21 protein-coding genes are annotated in these 19,290 nt (G+C 61.6%); 11 read left to right on the forward strand and 10 right to left on the reverse strand.

The features are described 5' to 3' along the window. Positions 1 to 36: 36 nt before the first annotated feature. The gene (locus tag BVH74_RS01500; RefSeq protein WP_080048378.1) at positions 37 to 594 is read right to left on the reverse strand and encodes a hypoxanthine-guanine phosphoribosyltransferase; all 558 of its coding nucleotides are present in this window, start codon (positions 592 to 594) and stop codon (positions 37 to 39) included. 164 nt (positions 595 to 758) lie between these two features. Here BVH74_RS01500 and upp point away from each other — a divergent pair, with 164 nt between their 5' ends. Together upp and BVH74_RS01510 are read left to right on the forward strand one after the other, a co-directional pair. After that, entirely contained in the window at positions 759 to 1,400 is a 642-nt protein-coding gene (gene upp / locus BVH74_RS01505) for a uracil phosphoribosyltransferase (protein ID WP_080048379.1), read from the forward strand. Then, positions 1,400 to 2,662, forward strand: coding sequence for a uracil-xanthine permease family protein (locus tag BVH74_RS01510; RefSeq protein WP_080048380.1), 1,263 nt, complete (start codon positions 1,400 to 1,402; stop codon positions 2,660 to 2,662). The genes upp and BVH74_RS01510 overlap by 1 nt, the downstream gene beginning before the upstream one ends. On the opposite strand, the gene BVH74_RS01515 is transcribed toward BVH74_RS01510, so the two are convergent. From BVH74_RS01515 to BVH74_RS01540, 6 genes are all read right to left on the reverse strand, one after another. Beyond that, positions 2,659 to 3,060 (reverse strand): type IV pilin protein, encoded by a 402-nt coding sequence (locus BVH74_RS01515; RefSeq protein ID WP_373279471.1) that lies wholly within the window; start codon positions 3,058 to 3,060, stop codon positions 2,659 to 2,661. The two genes, BVH74_RS01510 and BVH74_RS01515, sit on opposite strands and share 4 nt — an antisense overlap. A 9-nt stretch (positions 3,061 to 3,069) precedes the next feature. After that, positions 3,070 to 5,190 (reverse strand): pilus assembly protein, encoded by a 2,121-nt coding sequence (locus BVH74_RS01520; protein ID WP_177344502.1) that lies wholly within the window; start codon positions 5,188 to 5,190, stop codon positions 3,070 to 3,072. Then, complete coding sequence (locus BVH74_RS01525) at positions 5,168 to 5,668, reverse strand: pilus assembly PilX family protein (RefSeq protein WP_119702032.1); 501 nt, start codon at positions 5,666 to 5,668, stop codon at positions 5,168 to 5,170. The genes BVH74_RS01520 and BVH74_RS01525 overlap by 23 nt, the downstream gene beginning before the upstream one ends. A 13-nt stretch (positions 5,669 to 5,681) precedes the next feature. Beyond that, a complete protein-coding gene (locus BVH74_RS01530) occupies positions 5,682 to 6,473 on the reverse strand; it encodes a prepilin-type N-terminal cleavage/methylation domain-containing protein (protein WP_080048384.1) in 792 nt (263 codons plus the stop codon). Further along, positions 6,470 to 6,910, reverse strand: coding sequence for a type IV pilus modification protein PilV (gene pilV / locus BVH74_RS01535; protein ID WP_080048385.1), 441 nt, complete (start codon positions 6,908 to 6,910; stop codon positions 6,470 to 6,472). Before pilV ends, BVH74_RS01530 begins: the two co-directional genes overlap by 4 nt. A gap of 136 nt (positions 6,911 to 7,046) precedes the next feature. Then, complete coding sequence (locus tag BVH74_RS01540; RefSeq protein ID WP_080048386.1) at positions 7,047 to 8,009, reverse strand: 2-hydroxyacid dehydrogenase; 963 nt, start codon at positions 8,007 to 8,009, stop codon at positions 7,047 to 7,049. Positions 8,010 to 8,072: 63 nt separating this feature from the next. Here BVH74_RS01540 and BVH74_RS01545 point away from each other — a divergent pair, with 63 nt between their 5' ends. Continuing rightward, positions 8,073 to 8,702 (forward strand): LysE family transporter, encoded by a 630-nt coding sequence (locus BVH74_RS01545; protein ID WP_080048387.1) that lies wholly within the window; start codon positions 8,073 to 8,075, stop codon positions 8,700 to 8,702. Between the two features lie 20 nt (positions 8,703 to 8,722). On the opposite strand, the gene hemH is transcribed toward BVH74_RS01545, so the two are convergent. Together hemH and BVH74_RS01555 are read right to left on the reverse strand one after the other, a co-directional pair. Further along, positions 8,723 to 9,745 (reverse strand): ferrochelatase, encoded by a 1,023-nt coding sequence (gene hemH / locus BVH74_RS01550; protein WP_080048388.1) that lies wholly within the window; start codon positions 9,743 to 9,745, stop codon positions 8,723 to 8,725. An 18-nt stretch (positions 9,746 to 9,763) separates the two neighbouring features. Further along, positions 9,764 to 10,663 carry a TIGR01777 family oxidoreductase gene (locus tag BVH74_RS01555; RefSeq protein WP_080048389.1) on the reverse strand — a complete coding sequence of 300 codons (900 nt, stop codon included), beginning with the start codon at positions 10,661 to 10,663 and terminating at the stop codon, positions 9,764 to 9,766. Positions 10,664 to 10,866: 203 nt separating this feature from the next. Here BVH74_RS01555 and BVH74_RS01560 point away from each other — a divergent pair, with 203 nt between their 5' ends. The 8 genes from BVH74_RS01560 to BVH74_RS01595 all read left to right on the forward strand — a co-directional run bounded on the left by BVH74_RS01560 (position 10,867) and on the right by BVH74_RS01595 (position 18,698). Next, a complete protein-coding gene (locus BVH74_RS01560) occupies positions 10,867 to 11,847 on the forward strand; it encodes an NAD(P)/FAD-dependent oxidoreductase (protein WP_080048390.1) in 981 nt (326 codons plus the stop codon). 89 nt (positions 11,848 to 11,936) lie between these two features. Then, complete coding sequence (locus BVH74_RS01565) at positions 11,937 to 12,896, forward strand: YbgA family protein (protein ID WP_080048391.1); 960 nt, start codon at positions 11,937 to 11,939, stop codon at positions 12,894 to 12,896. A 13-nt stretch (positions 12,897 to 12,909) separates the two neighbouring features. Continuing rightward, the gene (gene phrB, locus BVH74_RS01570; RefSeq protein WP_080048392.1) at positions 12,910 to 14,337 is read left to right on the forward strand and encodes a deoxyribodipyrimidine photo-lyase; all 1,428 of its coding nucleotides are present in this window, start codon (positions 12,910 to 12,912) and stop codon (positions 14,335 to 14,337) included. Beyond that, complete coding sequence (locus BVH74_RS01575; RefSeq protein WP_080048393.1) at positions 14,334 to 14,768, forward strand: nuclear transport factor 2 family protein; 435 nt, start codon at positions 14,334 to 14,336, stop codon at positions 14,766 to 14,768. Before phrB ends, BVH74_RS01575 begins: the two co-directional genes overlap by 4 nt. A 22-nt stretch (positions 14,769 to 14,790) precedes the next feature. After that, positions 14,791 to 16,038 carry an NAD(P)/FAD-dependent oxidoreductase gene (locus tag BVH74_RS01580; RefSeq protein WP_080048394.1) on the forward strand — a complete coding sequence of 416 codons (1,248 nt, stop codon included), beginning with the start codon at positions 14,791 to 14,793 and terminating at the stop codon, positions 16,036 to 16,038. Positions 16,039 to 16,043: 5 nt separating this feature from the next. Then, the gene (locus BVH74_RS01585; protein WP_080051581.1) at positions 16,044 to 16,835 is read left to right on the forward strand and encodes a DUF1365 domain-containing protein; all 792 of its coding nucleotides are present in this window, start codon (positions 16,044 to 16,046) and stop codon (positions 16,833 to 16,835) included. A gap of 14 nt (positions 16,836 to 16,849) precedes the next feature. Beyond that, positions 16,850 to 18,157: an SAM-dependent methyltransferase gene (locus tag BVH74_RS01590; protein ID WP_080048395.1), complete on the forward strand. Its 1,308-nt coding sequence runs from the start codon at positions 16,850 to 16,852 to the stop codon at positions 18,155 to 18,157. Position 18,158: 1 nt separating this feature from the next. Continuing rightward, positions 18,159 to 18,698: a DUF2878 domain-containing protein gene (locus tag BVH74_RS01595; RefSeq protein WP_080048396.1), complete on the forward strand. Its 540-nt coding sequence runs from the start codon at positions 18,159 to 18,161 to the stop codon at positions 18,696 to 18,698. Between the two features lie 26 nt (positions 18,699 to 18,724). Here BVH74_RS01595 and BVH74_RS01600 read toward each other — a convergent pair whose 3' ends face one another. Beyond that, complete coding sequence (locus BVH74_RS01600; protein WP_080048397.1) at positions 18,725 to 19,249, reverse strand: acyloxyacyl hydrolase; 525 nt, start codon at positions 19,247 to 19,249, stop codon at positions 18,725 to 18,727. Positions 19,250 to 19,290 lie beyond the last annotated feature (41 nt).

Here is a 19,290-nt window from a genome sequence, read left to right on the forward strand (position 1 = left end):
TTAAATCGACTCAGTGCGTCAGCCGATTGTCACAAGTTAATGGCCCTTGAGCGCGAAGATCCCTGCCGCGTTGCGCCAGTAGCCCTTGTAATCCAGGCCGAAACCGAAGATGTAGCGGTCCTCCACCTCCAACCCGGTAAAGTCGGCGCGCATGCCCGGATAGGCCTTGCGGTCGTGTTTTTTGTCCAACAACACAGCAGTCAGCACCTGCTCGGCACCGGCATCCTTGCAGTATTCGACGATCGCCGCCAGGGTATGCCCCTCATCGAGAATGTCGTCGATGATCAGCACCGTGCGACCCACCAGCGAGTGTTCGGCCTTGGCTTTCCAGAACAACTCACCGCCGGACAGCTTGTTGCGATAGCGGGTGGCATGCAGATAGCCCACTTCCATAGGGAAATCCAGCCGGGTCAGCAACTGTCCGGCAATGATCAGCCCGCCATTCATCACGCTATAGACAATCGGATTGCTGTCGCCCAGAGCCTGGTTGATTTCAGTGGCCATGCTTGCCATGGCCGCCTCGACCTGCTCCTGACTGAACAGGCAGTCGGCCTCGGCCATTACCTGCTTGACGTGTTCCAGATCGATCGACATAGCTAAACTCCGGGGAAGGTCTGAAAAAGGGGCGAAAAATACTGATCTTGTCGCAGAAACGCAAGTATAGCGGGACTTTCCCGACAGATAGACGGGTGACCGCAGTGGCTCATTGGTTTAACCTATGGCGATTTTGTCTGCGCCCTGCATGAGAGCCCGTCTGCATGAATATCAAAGAAATTCGCCATCCGCTGATACGCCACAAGCTCGGACTAATGCGCCGCGCCGACATCAGCACCAAGAACTTCCGTGAGCTGGCTCAGGAAGTAGCTGCCCTGCTGACCTACGAGGCCACCCAGGATATGCCGGTTGAGACCCACAGCATCGAAGGCTGGTGTGGTCAGGTCGAAGTGGAAAAGCTGTCCGGCAAAAAGGTTACCGTGGTGCCGATCCTGCGCGCCGGCCTGGGTATGCTCGATGGGGTACTGAGCCTGATTCCAAGCGCCAAGGTCAGCGTCATAGGTCTGGTTCGCAACGAGCAAACCCTAGAAGCCGATGCCTACCTGGAAAAGCTGGTCGGCGAGCTGAACCAACGCATGGCGCTGATCATCGACCCGATGCTGGCCACTGGCGGCTCCATGGTTGCGACTATCGACATGCTCAAGCGTGCCGGTGCCCGGGAAATCCGCGCACTGGTACTGGTGGCTGCGCCTGAGGGTATCGAGCGGGTCAACGCTGCCCATCCCGATGTACAGATCTACACTGCCTCAATCGATCAACGCCTGAATGAGCACGGCTACATCATTCCAGGCCTGGGCGATGCCGGGGACAAGATCTTCGGCACCAAACAGAAGGACACGCACTGATGCAGGACCTCGAAACCCACGGCTGGCGCACCGCCCTGGCCGGCTCGCAGATGCTGTTCGTGGCGTTTGGCGCGCTGGTGCTGATGCCACTGATCACCGGCATGGACCCCAGTGTCGCCCTGTTCACTGCCGGCCTTGGCACCCTGCTGTTCCAGTTCACCACCCAGCGTCAGGTGCCGGTGTTTCTGGCTTCCAGCTTCGCCTTTATCGCCCCGATCATGTACAGCAACCAGACCTGGGGGCTACCGGCCACCCTGGGCGGCCTGCTGGCGGCCGGGATGGTCTACATACTGCTGAGTCTGCTGGTTCACCTGCGCGGCCCCGGCTTCATTCAGCGTCTGTTGCCACCGGTGGTGGTTGGCCCGGTGATCATGGTGATCGGCCTGGGGCTGGCCTCGGTGGCAGTTAACATGGCCATGGGCAAGAGCGGCGACGGCGCGACGCAACTGGTGGATTACAACCTGGCAATTCTGATCGCCCTGGCCTCGCTGGTAACCACCATCGTGGTGGCGGTCTTCGCCAAGGGGCTGTTTCGGCTGGTACCGATTCTGGCCGGGGTCGTGGTTGGCTACGGCCTGTCCTGGGCCCTGGGCATCGTTGATTTCAGTCAGGTCAACGAGGCCAACTGGCTGGCCATGCCCGGCTTCGTCACTCCTGAGTTTCAACTGGCGGCAATTCTGTTCATGATCCCGGTGGCCATCGCTCCGGCCATCGAACATATCGGCGACGTGCTGGCGATCGGCTCGGTCACCGGCAAGGATTACATCCGCAAGCCAGGTCTGCAGCGCACCCTGCTGGGTGACGGGGTGGCTACCTCGGCTGCGGCCCTGCTCGGCGGGCCACCGAATACCACCTACTCGGAAGTGACCGGGGCCGTGATGCTGACCCGCAACTTCAACCCCAATGTGATGATCTGGGCTGCGGTGTTCGCCATCGGCCTGGCCTTCGTCAGCAAGTTCGGCGCGATACTGCTAAGCATGCCGGTACCGGTCATGGGCGGCATTCTCTGCCTGCTGTTCGGCTCGATCGCAGTGGTTGGCATCAACACCCTGATCCGCCACCAGGTGGACCTGAGCCAGGCCCGCAACCTGTGCATCGTCTCGGTCACCCTGGTGTTCGGGATCGGCGGCATGGTGATTGGCAACCAGAGCATCAGCCTGCAGGGCATCAGCCTGTGCGGGGTGGTGGCCATCGTGCTCAACCTTATCCTGCCCCAAACCAGCCCTGCGGCTGAGACCAAGCCCGGCGAAGAGGCAGCCTAACGGCGCCAGCACTTCGGCTCGGTCGGCGTTCGCCGGCCGAGCTGATCCAGCCCATAGTGGGCACATGCATCCTGCGCCATTATCCCGCCAGGGGTAGCGATGGCTCTCAGCTGAAAAGTCTCCGCCGTTCGCTCCAACTGAATATTGAATAGCGCCGGACCTGACGCCGGACTCTGACTCACCAATCCGACGACCTGACCGCTATCATAACGGCCATGGCGGGTGTAATGACGCTCCAGAAGCTGGGCGTTTTCCAGTAGCAGGGCACCCACTTCGGCACGCCGGGTCTGACGTACGTGCTCCTGATACGAGGGATAGGCCAGACTGGCCAGAATCGCCACGACCACCAGTACAATCAACAATTCCATCAGGGTGAAGCCTGTCGTCCGCGTCGGCACAAGAACCCCCTACATCAGTTGGCGCCAGAGCGCCTGGGTAAAGCGGCAGTTGTTGGTCAGCCGCTGCCGGGCCAACCCGCCACTGCCCGGCGTTATTACCTGCTGTTCGACACAGGCTGGCCGCCGATGCTCGCTAAGGCATGCACTGGCCCGCTCCGGGCACTGACAGGTTTCACGCCGGTTGTCGCAAAACAGCCCCTGACCACCACCCGAGACCGGTTGCCCGGTTTCATCCAGCGCCAGATCCGGCACATCGAGCAACAGGATCTCGCCAGGCAGGCCAACCCCCTGCTCCAGCCCGGCGATGGCACTACCGGTTTCATCACCGTTTTCATCACCCTGCCCATCAGTAGCGCTGCCGAGCAGCGCTGTGGGCAGCATTGCCCCCGAATAAAGATCCAGCACCATCAACCAGCCGCCCGCCTCGCTGAGACAGGCATCCTGCCCATCGCTGCGCAGGTACGCGGTAGTGAACAAAACCCGCCCAGCGCTCACTTGCGCCGCACGCGTGACCCGCTCGCCCGCCACCCCCAGCGGCAAATACCAGCCACGCTGAGTACTCCAGTCAACCCGCTCCTGACTGACCTGACGAGACTGCCCCTGGGCGGTATCGAACTCATCAGTGATGCGCTGGGCCAGCAGATCCGCAGGACCAATCGCCGGCTGCCCGCCCGGCCGATCCCAAATCGCATAAAACGCCTGCCCTTCGAGATCCATGCGATCAGCCGCTTCAAGGAACTTGCCGGTACCAAACAGCAGCAGATGACCACCTTGCGGATGCCTGACTGCTACCGGCGCCACGCTAATCGGCTGACCGGCGGCGGCCTGGAATAAAGGCTCGCCTGCGAACGCCACCCGCCAGCCCGCTGCGCCGCCGCTCAGTTCGAACTTCCACAACCGGCCCTGCAGGTCACCGGCGTAGGCCACCTGCACCTGCCCTTGGGCATCATGCACCAGCACCGGGGCCGACAGCCCATTAGCCCCCGCCTCTCCGACGTCCAGCTGGCGTAGCAGCCGACCATCATCCAGCGCCAACACATACAGGGCGGCCTGAGCCCGACGACTGCCGTAGCCATTGCCACTGATCACCACCCAGCGGCCATCCAGATAGGCAATCTGAGGCTGGCCATAGCTATACCCCAGATCGGCATAAGCGGGGTCACTGGCATGCACATCCCACAACCCGCCCAAGGCGCCGGCACCGCGTGCCTGATCGAACAGGCGCACTGCCGACAGGCCCTGACCACCCGCGCCCATGCCGGCGACAGCGACTGTGGACCACTGACCGGCAATCTGCGCATCGGCCAGGGTGATCGGCCCATCCATACCGGAGCGGTGTTCAGCACTATGGCCATAATCGACCCGCGCCCGCTGCTCCAGCCCGGTAATCGCAGCCGCTGGCAGGTAAGCCAGCTGTGGATTGCCGGTCTCGGCATCAAGAATATGAAGAAAACCGTCATTGGCGCCCAGCACCAGGAGCGAGGTCATACTGGTCTGCTTGAATTGCCAGTAGCCGGTGTAACCAGCAACCCCGTAATCGTGGGCAACCTGTGCCGGGGCGGCGTAGCGCAACTCAGCATTGATTACATCCCCCAGCAGCCGCTGCCGTGGACGCAGTGACGCTACTGTCTCGCCCCTGGCCCAGTCCAGTAGGGCCTGATCTTGCCCGGCTGGCAATCCGGCCCGCTGTGCGGCCTCGCTCAGTTGCTGGCGCTGAGCCGGCCCGAAACTATCGGCGGTAAAAGCATCCAGAGGCACCGCCGCGCCAGCGAGCGCACCCACGGCCTGACGCCAGGTCTGGTACAGCCGGGGCTGCTGTATCGGGGTCAAACGCTCATCGCTGCTCCATAGTCGCCGCCCCAGTTCGCCGCCCTGCTCCAGGGCATAGGCTTCGACCCGGCCACTCCAGTCTTGCCGATCGAAGCTGGTGCGAAACAGCCGACTGTCAGCCAGCAACTCACCCGTGCTGAGCGCAGCCTGGCTGGTCGCCGTCGTGCAACCCGTCAAGGGGCCACTCAACGGGTTGAAGGCCTGTGCCGGCCAAGGTATGGCCATCCCCACCAGCAGCCCTAGCCAGCCAGCCGCCAATCGGCGAATCAACCCTGTCTCAGATTCCTCCACCAAGGACATACATGCTCTCCAATACAATCCGTGTATTGCCACTGAGCCCAACCACCACGACCCGATACAGGTGGGCGGGCGCCTCGCCCGGCGCCTTAACTGGCACCAGACTTTCCCCCAGGCTGTAAACCTGATACCAGAGCTGCACGCCATTGACGGACTGATCATGCTCCAATTGCCGCCAGCCAATGCCGGCCAAACCCTGGGCATCCAGATCCAGCACTTGCGGGGCAAGTTCACAGGTTTCCGCCTGACAGGGGGCCGGCAGGGGCCGGTTATTCAGCACCTCCGAGCGCAGCAACTCCTCTACCCGGCGCAGGCCCGCCTCGGCAGCCTGAAACCCGTCATGACGTTGTCTGCTATTGGCGGCCATGCGTTCCTGCAAGGTCGACATCTGAATGCCGGCACTGCTGATCAGGCTCAACAACAGCAAAAACACCAGGCTGGCCACCAGTGCCGCGCCGCGCTGACGCGGTCCTGCGCCCATACCGGCATCCACTTCACAGCACCAGGTTGCGGATAGCTACCACCATCCGATAGTCCTGTGCCCGAACTCGACCCGCATCCGGTGCCTGCGGGTTATCGCTCAGGCGCAACGCCAGCCGCACGCTGCGAATCCGCGCCAGATCCGTGCTGGCCAGTGTGCTGACATACTGGCCGCTGACCGCCGAGTCCTCAGCACTAGCAGCCAAACCAAAGCTGAACTCAAGGCTGACCACGCCTCCCAGCAGGGTCTCGAAGTTGCCGCTGCCATTGAGCCGAGACTGCACCTGATAATTGCGTAACCGATACTCCTGCAGTCGTACCGGTATCACCATGTCACCGGGCTGAATATCGAGACTGGCATCCTCGACCAGGCGAAAATCGTTGCCGTCCCGACAGTTGCTCGCAATCAGCCAGCGGGCGTTGTAATCCTGCGGGCTGCGCACACTCGGGCTGGCAAACAGTTCGCCGGTGGGGTCAGCGGTGATCAGCGACAGCACCTCGCCATCGAAACGAATCGGAGTAGCGAACTGCGCCGGTACCCAGGCACGCTGCTCATCCGGCAAACGCGTCAAGTCCAGGCAACCATACATGCCGACCATGCGCAGCTCACGCGTCAGTCGATTGAGAATGAAACGCGCATCCTCCTGAACCCCAGCAGACAGACGCTGCACCTCGAACGATTGCTTGCTGGCGACAAACAGCTGGACCACACCAAGCACCAACACCACACCAAGCACCATGGCAACCAGCAATTCGACCAGCCCTACCCCAGACTGGCGACTGGACAGGCAAGCTCGCCTACTCACAAACCTATCTCACTGGAGACGACAAACCGGGTATCGGTCTGGCCGGCCACAATACGCGTTTCGGACCAGGCGATAGTCACAATGACCCGCGCGCCCTGACGCTCAACCGTAGCGGTACCACCAGGCAAAAGGCAGCTTACAGCTTCATGCAGGTCGGCCAGATCACGGGCCAGAATATCCTGCGCGAACGCAGGCACCCGTTGGCAGTCACCACTGATCTGGGTGACATACTGGTCAAGCTGCTGATAGTTGGCCCGCATCCGATCAAGGATGTCATAGGCAATGAAACTGGCCAGAGTGCTATGCGCAGCACTGGCATTGAAGCGCAAGGCATTCAGTTGCAGTGATGCGGCCCCGAGCACTCCGATGGCCAAGACCAGTACGGCGATCAACACTTCCAGCAGACTGGAGCCGCGCTGGCAGGATAGACATGACATGATGACCCAGCCTCCCCGTCTGATGACCTGGCCAGATGCCAGATCAAGGCTCGGGGAGACTAGAAGCAAGCCAGGGGGCTGACTATCCCCCAAACAGGCGAGACACTATTGATACATGTCTCAAAACAGAGATTTTTTAGCTCACCACCCGCAATGACTGCCCGGCGAAAAAACCCGCCAGATTCTCAGCCATCTGTCCGACAATGCGCTGACGCGCCTCACGACTACCCCAGGCACTATGCGGCGTGATCACCAGGTTGGGTAATTGGGCATCGAGCAGTGGATTGCCATTGACCGGTGGTTCCTGAACCAGCACATCAGTAGCGGCCCCAGCCAGATGACCACTGCGCAGGGCAGCCAGCAACGCCGCCTCATCGACAATTCCACCGCGGGCGGTATTCACCAGCAGACTGCCGGGCTTCATCCGCGCCAGAGCGGCGGCGTCGATCAGGCCACGGGTCTGCTCAGTCAAGGGGCAATGCAGACTGAGTACATCAACCTGTTCCAGCAGCTCGGCCAGCGCCAGCCGCCCCGAACTCTCCCGCCCCGGCAAGGCTCCCACCAGCACACGCATACCGAAGGCTTCGGCCAGCCGGCCCACCGCCTGGCCCAACTCGCCGTAACCGAGAATACCTAGAGTACGACCGTGCAGCTCGCCAATCGGAAAGTCGAGCAGACAAAACTGGCTGCTGCGCTGCCAGGCCCCCTCGCGTACCGCCTGACGATAGGACTCGAAGCGGGTGATCAAGACCAGCATCAGCATCAGGGTGTGCTGAGCCACCGAGGGCGTACCGTAACCCCGGCAGTTGCATACCGTGATACCGCGGCGCCGGGCGGCGTCCAGATCGACATTGTTAGTGCCGGTTGCGGCCACCAGGATCAGCCTCAGATTGGGGCAGGCCTGCATCACCGCGTCATCGATCACCACCTTGTTGGTGATGACCACCGGGTGCCCGGCAATGTGCTCAAGCACCTGTTCCGGAGCTGTTGCGGGGTACAGTTGCAAGTGCCCGGCCTGACGCCGTAGCGGGTCCAGGTCGAGGTCGCCGAGATCGAGAGACGCATGATCGAGAAATACAATCGAATCGAGTTCAGACATGAATCTGTATCTACCTTGCGGGGGACAAGCTCTCTAGAATGAGGACTTTGCCGGGAGACGTCCATGTATTTGAATGAGTTTTTGCTGGTGGCGCTGGTCCATCTGCTGGCGGTAATGAGCCCTGGGCCGGACTTTGCCGTGGTAATTCGCAACAGCGTTGGTGCCGGCCGCCAGGCCGGCTTGCTGACCGCCGCGGGGGTCGGCAGTGGCATCCTGCTGCATGTCGGTTATTCGCTGCTGGGTATTGGCCTGATCGTGTCGCAGTCGGTCTGGCTGTTCAACCTGCTCAAATGGCTGGCCGCCGCCTACCTGCTGTATATCGGCATCCGTGCCCTGCGGGCCAAACCCCAACTGCTGCCCGACGGCCATACTCCTCCGCTGGCCATGGCGCCCGGCAAGGCCTTCATCAACGGTTTCATCACCAATGGTCTGAACCCCAAGGCCACCCTGTTTTTCCTGTCCCTGTTCACCGTGGTGATCAATCCGCAGACCCCACTGGCGATCCAGGCCGGCTACGGGCTGTATCTGGCACTGGCGACCGCCGCCTGGTTCTGCCTGGTGGCCCTGCTGTTCAGCCATCACAGTGTCCGCCGGGGTTTTGCCCGACTGGGCCACTGGTTCGACCGGTTGATGGGCGCCATCCTGGTCGGTCTGGGCCTGCATCTGGCCTTGTCCGAATGGCTTCGGCGTTAGTGTCCCGTAACTAGCAACACTCAGGCCGCTCGCGGCGTGGTCCGACACCACTGGGCCAGGGTTGCAACCCACTGCGGGTGGTCGTTCAGACAGGGGACCAGCACCAGCTCCTGGCCGCCCGCTTCAATAAACTGTTCGCGGGCCCGGTCGCCAATCTCCTCCAGCGTCTCGATGCAGTCGGCCACGAACGCCGGACACAGCACCAGCAGGCGCTTGACCCCCTGTGCCGCCAACTCGTCGATCCGGGTTTCGGTATAGGGCTCGATCCACTTGTCCCGTCCCAGCCGCGACTGGAAAGCCTGCGACCACTGCTCCGGCGCCAGCCCCAGGCGCTGGGCAAACTGCTTGCTCACCGCTGTGCACTGGGCCCGGTAGCAGGTTGCATGGGCCGGTGACGGACGCTCGCAACAGTCGGGAGAGGCCAGGCAATGTGAGCCGGTCGGGTCGGCCTTCTTCAAATGCCGCTCCGGCAAGCCATGGTAACTCAGCAGCACATGGTCGAATGGCTGCTCGAAGTAGGGTTTGGCACTGGCCACCAGCGCCTCCAGATAGTCGGACCGGTCATAAAAGGCCGGCACCACCGTCAGAGTCAACGGCAATTGATGCTTGGCAATGACCCGCTGCGCCTCTCGAACTGAAGTGGTAATGGTGCTGTCGGCATGCTGAGGGTATTGCGGCATGAACAATACCTCGCGCACCCCAGGCTGCTGCGCCAGTTTCAGCAGGCCCTGCTCAATCGAAGGCTGGCCGTAACGCATGGCCAGTTCGACCGGCATATCCAGTTGCGCCTGCAGCGCCTGCTGCACCCGGCGACTGATCACCACCAGGGGCGAGCCTTCATCCCACCAGATCGAAGCATAGGCCTCGGCCGAGGCCTTGGGTCGGCGCAGCAGAATCATGCTGACCAGCAGGCGGCGCAACGGCCAGGGCAGGTCAACTACCAGAGGGTCCATCAGAAATTGATTGAGATAGCGCCGCACATCGGCCACCTCGGTACTGGCAGGCGAGCCGAGATTGACCAGCAAGACCCCACGATCAGACATGTAACCTCTTCCCCAACATCAAGATGAATGCAAAATATCCGTCAGCGCCTCGTCGAGGTGCTGATAACGAAAGTCAAAACCCTGCTCCTGTGCCCGCTTGGGCAAAGCATTCTGCCCAGTCAGCAGCAACCGTGACATTTCCCCCAACCCCAGCTTCAATACCGGAGCCGGCAGCGGCATGAAGGCCGGGCGCTTCAGGGCCCGGCCCAGGCTGCGGGCAAACTCACGATTGGTCACCGGGTGCGGCGCACTGCCATTGAAAACCCCACGGCACTCGGGATTGCTCAGCAGCCATACGATCAGTTCGATCAGATCAGCCCGGTGAACCCAGGGAATATACTGCCTGCCGGAACCCAGCGCGCCACCCAGCCCCAGCTTGAACGGCAGCAACAGACGCTTGAGAAAACCACCGTCGGCCGCTAGCACCAGGCCGGTGCGCAGCAGGCAAACCCGCACGCCATAGGCCGAGGCCCGCCGCGCCGCCGACTCCCAGGCATCACAAAGCATATGGGTGTATTCAGGATGAGCAGGGCTGTCTTCCGTCAACGGCTGGTCACCACCATCGCCATACCAGCCGACTGCCGAGCCACTGATTAACACCTCGGGCTTTTGCGCCCGCGCGCCCATCCAGGCCACCAACTGTTCAGTCAGGGTCACTCGGCTGGACCAGAGTTCGGCCTTGCGCTTGGCGGTCCAGGGCCGGTCAGCGATCGGCGCCCCGGCCAGATTGACGACCGCATCGAGATGTTCGCCATCCAGTTGCGCCAGGCTCGATACCCCACGAACCTGAGTCCCACACAGCGTGCCCACCTGATCCGCCCGACGACTCCAGACACTCACTTGGTGACCATCCGCCAACAGTCGCTGACAGAGCGCTCGTCCGATCAAGCCGGTGCCACCGGTAATCATTATGTGCATAGCCCACCCCCATCCTCGGCGTGACAGTTGGTTCATCAAGCTTAACAGCTACGACTGCATTCGGCTTGCAGGCTGGTTCCAGATCGGGGATGCTATACAGACCGCGTGCGATGTACAAGTTCTGTCCAACAGATAGGCACCATAGCGAACCTCTATCAGTCATCCGCCCCGATCACTTCCTCGCCTGCACGGATACCATGGCCATGACCCACAACCACAATATTGCCATCATTGGCGCCGGCCTGGCTGGCATCAGCGCCGCACAGGCCCTGACCCAGTCCGGTCACCGCGTCACCCTGTATGACAAGAGCCGCGGCAGCGGTGGGCGCATGTGCAGCAAACGCACGACTGAAGGCGATTTCGACATAGGCGCACAGTACTTCACCGCGCGCGACAGCCAATTCCGTCAGGAGGTCAAACGTTGGCTGGATCAGGGCTGGGTCACCGAATGGAACCCGCGTCTATACCGCTACGACGACAACGGCCTGACACCGTCGGAGGACGATCAGCAGCGTTTCGTCGGCACGCCACGCATGACCGCCTGGTCCCGCCACCTGCTCGAAGGCCTGGAACTGGTTGGTGAAACACGCATCGTCCGGCTGCACCCCGAGGCCGACCGCCAGTGGCTGCTGGTCGACGAGCATGACCGCCATTACGGCCCCTACGACCGGGTCGTGATCGCCACCCCGGCCCCGCAGGCCGTGCCGTTATTGGAAGCCGCGCCACAACTGGCGCAGACTGCCGCACAGGTTCAGATGGAAGCTGGCTGGGCCGTGGCCATGGCCTTTGAACAGCCGCTCACAACCAACGTCGATGCCTGTTTTGTACGCACCGGCCCACTCGACTGGGTCGCCCGCAACAGCAGCAAACCCGGCCGGGCCGGGCTCGACACCTGGGTAGTGCAGTCCACCGCGAGCTGGGCCGAAGGTCACCTGGACCTCAAGCCCGAAGCAGTCACCCAGCAACTTGGCCAGGCTCTGGCTGAGGTTCTGGGCCTGCACCTGCCGCCCCCGGTGCAAAGCCACGCCCATCGCTGGCTGTATGCCCGCCCCAATGGCGAATACAACTGGGGAGCACTGGCAGCCCCGGAACTGGGCGTCTATGTCTGTGGCGACTGGTGCCTGGGCGGACGGCTGGAAAATGCCTGGCTGAGCGGACTACAGGCGGCTCGCACCCTGACCTGAGGCAGCATAGAAAAACTTGTACAAGATGACAGAGTGATGCACACTAAAACTTATACAAACTAAGCAATACGTATAAGTTTGAGGTTCCCATGCGCACTGTCAGTCGCACCATCCCCATAGGCATCAGCGCCTGCCTGGTTGGGCAACCGGTTCGCTTCAACGGTGGCCACAAGCATTCGTCGCTGTGTACCGCTCAACTGGGGCCAGCCTTCACGCTGGTCCCGTTCTGCCCAGAGGTTGCGGTCGGGCTCGATACTCCGCGCCAACCCATCCGCCTGGTCGGCGAGCCTCAGGCGCCGAGAGTACTTGGCAGCCAGGATCCTACGCTTGACCTGACCGAACCCCTACAGCGCTATGGTGCCCAGGTAGCCGCCAACCATCCGGAACTGTGTGGTTTCATCCTGATGCAGAAATCTCCCAGTTGCGGCCTGCAACGGGTCAAGCTCTATCAGGCCGATGGCCAGTTGCAGCCCAAAACCAGCAGCGGCGCCTTTGCCAGCGCGCTACGCCAGGCCAACCCCTGGCTGCCGATCGAAGAAGAAGGGCGACTGCACGATCCGGTACTGCGTGAAAATTTCATCACCCGGGTTGAAGTCTATGCCCAATGGCGCCAGCAACTCGAGCCGCAGCTCAGCGCCGCCGCTCTGCTGGCCTTTCATGCCCGGCACAAATATCTGCTGCTGGCCCATCACCCCGAAAGCTACCGCCGCCTTGGTCAACGTCTGGCCAACCTGCGCCGGGCCGACCTGGGCGCGACAGCACAGGCCTATTTTCAGGAGTTGATGGAAGCACTCAGCCGCCCGGCCAGTCGCCAGCGCCACAGCAACGCCCTGGAGCATATCGCCGGGCATTTCAAGCGCGCCCTGAATCCGGCCGAGAAACATGAACTGGCGGAGCTGATCGGCCATTACCGACAGGGCCTGGTTCCGCTGGTGGTGCCAATCACCCTGCTCAAACACCACCTGCTCAAGCACCCGGACAGCTACCTGCAACAACAAAGCTATCTGCAGCCACACCCACCCGAACTCAGCCTGCGCAACGCGATTTAAGCCGGAGACGATGATGAACGCCATTCAGCTGTGCTGGCTGCGCAACGACCTGCGCTGCACCGATAACCAGGCACTCTGGCACGCCAGCCAGCAAGGCCCGGTGGTGGCGGTCTGGCTGATCAGCGGCGACACCTGGAAAGCCCATGACGACGCACCGGTCAAGATCGACTTCTGGTTGCGCAACCTCAGGGAGCTGGGCCTGAGTCTGGCCACCCTGAATATCCCGCTGCGCATCATTGATGTCGGCACCTGGAGCCATTGCGCCGAAGCGCTGCTTGAGCTGGCCAGCCAGCTCAATGCCCAAGGCCTGTTCTTCAATGACGAATACGGAATCCACGAACAGGCCCGCGATGCCGAAGTCGAACGCAAGTTTCAGCACGCAGGGCTAGATTGCCGGCGCTTCACCGACCAGTTGCTGTTTGCTCCGACCAGCCTGAAGACCCAGGCCGGCACCCCGTTCAAGGTCTTCAGTCAGTTTCGCCGCCAGGCCTATGCCCAACTGCACAGCCACCTTCCAGCCTGCCTGCCGGCGCCGCAGCGCCAGAGTGCGCTGCCGCTGACCAGCGACACGCCACCAGCCCAACTGGATGACTTCCCTGCGGCCAGCCCCTTGCAGCAACAGCTCTGGCCAGCCGGCGAGGCAGCGGCCCAGCAGCGGCTTGAGCAGTTCTGTCATGACGCGTTGATGGACTATCACGCAACCCGCGACCGGCCTGACCTGCAAGGCACCAGCCAGCTGTCACCCTATCTGGTCAGCGGCATATTATCCGTGCGCCAATGCCTGCACGCAGCCTTGCGGGTCAATCAGGGCGAATTCGCCAGCGGCTCGCCCGGTGCCGTGGCCTGGATCAACGAACTGCTGTGGCGCGAGTTCTATAAATACATCCTGGTTAACTTCCCTCGGGTATCGCGCCACCGGGCCTTTCGCCCGGCCACCGAAGCCATCCCCTGGCGCAATGATCCGGCCGCCCTGGAGGCCTGGCAACAAGGCCGCACCGGCTTCCCGATAATCGATGCAGCCATGCGTCAACTGGCGACCACCGGCTGGATGCACAACCGGCTACGGATGCTCTGCGCCATGTTTCTGAGCAAGAACCTGCTGCTTGACTGGCGCAGCGGTGAGCGCTGGTTCATGCGTCAGTTGATCGACGGTGATCTGGCAGCCAACAACGGCGGCTGGCAGTGGAGCGCCTCCACCGGTACTGATGCCGCGCCCTACTTCCGGCTATTCAACCCGATCAGCCAGGCCCGCAAGTTCGATCCCCAGGGAGATTTCATCCGCCAGTGGGTCAGCGAGCTGGCCAACACCCCAACCGTCAGCATCCATGCGCCGCAGCCCGACAGCCTGTTGAAAGACAACGACTACCCGGCGCCGATCATTGATCTGGCCAGCAGCCGTGAACGCGCGCTGACCGCCTTCCGGGAGCTCGCTACCCCATGAACACGCACTCGGCCTTCGCCCAGCAGTTTGCCGATACCTTCGCGCGCCTGGATCGCGACAACCTGCATTTGCTTGAACAGATCTACAGCGAGGATCTGCACTTCAGCGACCCCCTGCACGAGTTGCACGGGCTCAGCGCCATGCGCCACTACTGCGAAGCGCTGTATGCCAATGTCAGCCTGATCAGCTTCGAGTTTCAGCAATGCCATGAACTGACCCAGGATCAGGCCGTGCTGCGCTGGATCATGACCTACCAGCACCCGCGCCTGGCCGGTGGCCGACCGATCCAGGTACCCGGTTGCAGCTTTATCGAATACCACGACCTGCGGGTCCACCGACATGCCGACTATTACGACGCCGGGGCCCTGCTGTACGAGCACGTGCCGCTGCTTGGGCGGGTTATCCGTTATTTGAAAGCGAGACTGATATGACTCAGCAACGGGAGAAAGTCTGATGCGTATCGCCATCGTGGGCAGTGGTATTGCCGGGCTGGCTTGCGCTCATCTGCTGGCACGCCGGCATCAGGTCCAGGTTTTTGAGGCCGCTGAACGACTGGGCGGACACACGCATACCGTCACGATTGAACTGGACGGGCAACGCTACGCAGTCGATACCGGCTTCATTGTGTTCAATGACTGGACCTACCCAAACTTTATCCGCTTGCTGGAGCAGCTCGGCGTTGCCTCACAACCAACCGAGATGAGCTTCTCGGTACAGGACCCACTCAGCAGTCTGGAATACAACGGGCACAATCTCAATACGCTGTTCGCTCAGCGGCGCAACCTGCTATCACCCGGTTTTATCGGCATGCTGCGCGACATTCTGCGCTTCAATCGCCAGGCTCCATACGATCTCGAACAAGGGCTGCTAAGTACGACCACGACCCTCGGTGACTACCTGCGGGCAGGCAATTACGGCCAGCGTTTCATCGATCATTACATCGTGCCGATGGGCGCGGCCATCTGGTCGATGCCACTGGCCAGCATGCTGGAGTTTCCGCTGTACCTGTTCGTTCGGTTCTTTCGCAACCACGGCCTGCTGTCGGTCAACCAACGCCCGCAGTGGCGGGTGATCAAAGGTGGCTCAAGCGCCTACCTACCGGCCCTGACCAAGCCCTTTCACGACACTATTCAACTCAACTGCCCGGTGCGAACAATCCGCCGGGACGCCAAGGGTGTAACCCTGATCAGCGTGCGTGGCGAGGAGCGCTTCGACAAGGTGGTGCTGGCCTGCCACAGCGATCAGGCCCTGGCCCTGCTGGAGCAACCCAGTCAGGCTGAACAGAGCATTCTCGGCGCCATCCCCTACGCCGACAACGACGTGGTGCTGCATACCGACACCCGGCTGCTGCCGCGCAATCGGCGCGCCTGGGCCAGCTGGAACTATCGCTTGAGCGGCAACCCCGCGCAGCCGGCAGCAGTAACCTACGATATGAACCGACTGCAAGGCATCCAGGCCAGTCACACCTTCTGCGTCAGTCTGAACCAGACCGTGGATATCGCCGAGGACAAGATCCTCGGCCGCTTCCGCTATGCCCACCCACAGTTCAGCCTGGCCAGTCAGGCCGCCCAAGCCCGCTGGCAGGAACTACTCGGCGTCAACCATACCTATTTCTGCGGCGCCTACTGGGCCAACGGGTTCCATGAGGACGCGGTGGTCAGCGCACTGCGGGTCGCCGCTGATTTCGGGGAGCAGCTCTGATGCCCCTGGCCAGCGCTCTATACCGTGGCCGGGTGTGGCACAAGCGCCGCAGCCCCCGGGTTCACGCCTTCAGCTACCGGCTCAGCCTGCTGTGGCTTGATCTGGATGAGCAGGCCCAGGTGTTCGGCCTCAGCACCCTGTGGTCCGGCCACTGGTATTCACCCATGCGCTTTCGCGAATCAGACTACCTAAGCCGTCACCGCCATGCCCATGAGTCGCTGGCCTGCTGCGCCCGCCGGTTGGCCCGCGAGCACCTGGATCTGCCGCTCGATGGCCCGGTCAGACTGCTGACTCAGGTGCGCAGCTTTGGCTTATTGTTCAATCCGGTGTCGTTCTTTTACTGCTACCACGCCAACGGTCAGCTCGGTGCGATCATTGCAGAGGTCAGCAACACCCCCTGGAATGAACGCTTCTGCTACCTGCTACCCGCCCAGCCGGACTCAGCGGCTCAGAGCTTCAGCCTGGACAAGGCCTTCCATGTCTCACCGTTCATGCCGTTAAGCCAGACCTACCGGATGCGTTTCAGCACGCCAGACCGGCAGGCACGGGTGCTCATTCAGAGTCAGCAAAACGGCCAACCAGTGTTCGACGCTGCATTGCAACTGCAACGCCTGCCATTGAGCCCCGCCGTACTACGTCGTGAAGCCCTGAGCTTCCCGTTCATGGTCATCAAAACCGTCACTGGTATCTACTGGCAAGCCTTGCGCCTGTGGCTCAAACGCACTCCTGTTTTCTCTCACCATCCTGCCGCCAACAACGCCCTGGCCGCTCGCCAGCCGCCCAACGACATCTCTTGAGGGAGCACACGCCCATGAGCCAAGTCAATTCCAGCAGCACTAGCCGGCCCGGCAGCGACCGGCCGCAACTTCAGCAACGAACGACTGAGCAGTCCCGTTGGCTGATCAGCCTGTGCCGCCGACTGGTCCTGCGCCAGCTCGCCACCCTGCGCTATGGCTGCATCAATATCCATGAAGCCGGCCAGGTCAGCCGTTTTGGTCAACCAGCGGACGATGGCCTGCAGGCCGAGATTCATGTGCACGACCCGGCGGCCTACTCGATGATTACCTGCAATGGCAGCGTTGGCGCCGGCGAATCCTACATCCACGGATTCTGGAGTAGCCCGGACCTGACTGCGGTTACCCGCATCTTTGTCCGCAACCTGGAGGTGCTCGATGGCCTTGAGCGTGGTCTGGCGCGCCTGGGACTGCCAGCGCTGAAATGGCTGCACTGGCTCAACCGCAATACTCTGGCCGGTTCCAGGCGCAACATTCGCGCCCATTACGATCTGGGCAACGAGTTGTTCGAGAACTTCCTGGACCCGACCATGATGTACTCGGCGGCGGTTTTCCCCAGCGGCTGCGATAACCTTGAACAGGCCCAGCGCCATAAGCTCAAGCGTGTCTGCCGCAAGCTCGAACTGTCTCCCCAGGACCATCTGCTGGAGATCGGCAGCGGCTGGGGCAGCATGGCGATTTACGCAGCCCAGCATTATGGCTGCCGGGTAACCACCACGACCCTGTCCCAGGAACAATATCGTTACGCCCAGGCCCGGATTCGCGAGCTCGGGCTGGAGCAGCGGATAACCCTGCTGTTGCAGGACTACCGCGAGTTGACCGGGCAGTATGACAAACTGGTCTCGATCGAGATGATCGAAGCCGTCGGTCATGACTACTTTCATACTTACTTCAAGACCTGCTCGAACCTGCTCAAGCCGCACGGGCTGATGCTGCTGCAGGCGATCACCATCCGCGATCAGCGCTATCAACAGGCCCGTCGCAGCGTCGACTTCATCCAGCGCTACATATTCCCCGGCGGCTCGCTGCCGTCGGTCAGCCTGATCGCCGAACTAACCCGCGAGCACTCCGATCTGGCCATGCTGCATCTGGAAGATATCGGCGGGCACTACGCCAGAACCCTGCGTCATTGGCAGCACAATCTGAAAACCGCCCACGGCCATCTGCAACAACTGGGGTATGATGATGCTTTCTTCAGGCTCTGGGAGTTCTATCTGTGCTATTGCGAGGGTGGCTTCATCGAACGGTCGATTGGCGCAGCACAAATACTGCTAAGCAAACCTCAGGCACGTCCGACACTGGCGTTCACAACCCAGGGGTTCTGACATGGCGGTAAAAACCGGCGCGAACGCCGTTCTGTTCGTGCTCGGCGCCCTGACCTGCCTGCTCGCCAGCGCCAATCCCTGGTGGCTGCTGGCCCCCGTCGCCATCCTGCTGGTCCACTTCAGTTGGATCAGTTCCTGGGCACGCGAAGGCAAGCTGGTTGTCAGTGTACTGCTGGCAGGCTCGGCACTGGACTCCTTTCTGTTACAGCTGGGAGTGTTCGAATTTCCCGGTGACGCCACCCTGATCCCGGCCTGGCTGGCGCTGCTCTGGGCCCTGCTCGGCACCACTCTGAATCACTGTCTGGCCTGGACCGCCAAACGCTGGTGGCTGGCCAGTTTGGTCGGGCTGGTGATCGGCCCCTGCGCCTACCTGCTCGCTCAGGCCTGGGCCGATCTCAGCCTGGTCCACGGGCCACAGACCAGCCTGCTGATCCTGATCCCGATCTGGGCCGCGGTACTGCCCCTGCTGCAGGGGTTTGCCAACCTATATCAGGAGCAGTACCGGCTTCGCCAACTGGGCCGCCGGCCACCCAAAAACTGAGTGGCAGGCAGTTCCATGCTGGGGGCTCAGAAACTGTAGCGGTAATGCAGGGCCGTGGTCTCGATCCCGTTATTGGGATTTTTCAGCCCGGCATTGGAGTAGTGGTAGACCCGAAGACCGACTTCGGAGCCGGAAGCGAAGCGAACGCCTGCCCCGAGCCGGTCTTCAAACTGAAACTTGGAACCCAGGTCACGATCATGGTCCAGATCGGTTTTGGTGAAATACGACACCCCAATGCCGGCTTCGATGTAAGGGGTCCAACTGGCCTGAACCGGAAAGCTCAATACAAATACCGGCGCCAGGGCAAAGGTGGTCGCATCCAGCCCACTCCAGCGAATCACCCCCGTATCCCAGTAACCGCCCAAGTGCACACCGCCAGATTGGCTCTGCCACAGGGTCCGACCAAAATCGAACTGAGCCCCCAGACGGTAAGTGGTGGTCGACTCGGAGCTGTGCCCAATCTCCAGGGTCAGACCATCGATAGCCGAAGCTACCGGACTCAAAGCCAGCACAGACAACGCGGTTGCCATCACCAGTACGGATTTCTTCATGGACATTTCCTTATTGATTGATGCGTATTTCTCAAATACTG

Source organism: Halopseudomonas phragmitis (genome assembly GCF_002056295.1).
Taxonomy (GTDB): Bacteria; Pseudomonadota; Gammaproteobacteria; order Pseudomonadales; family Pseudomonadaceae; genus Halopseudomonas; species Halopseudomonas phragmitis.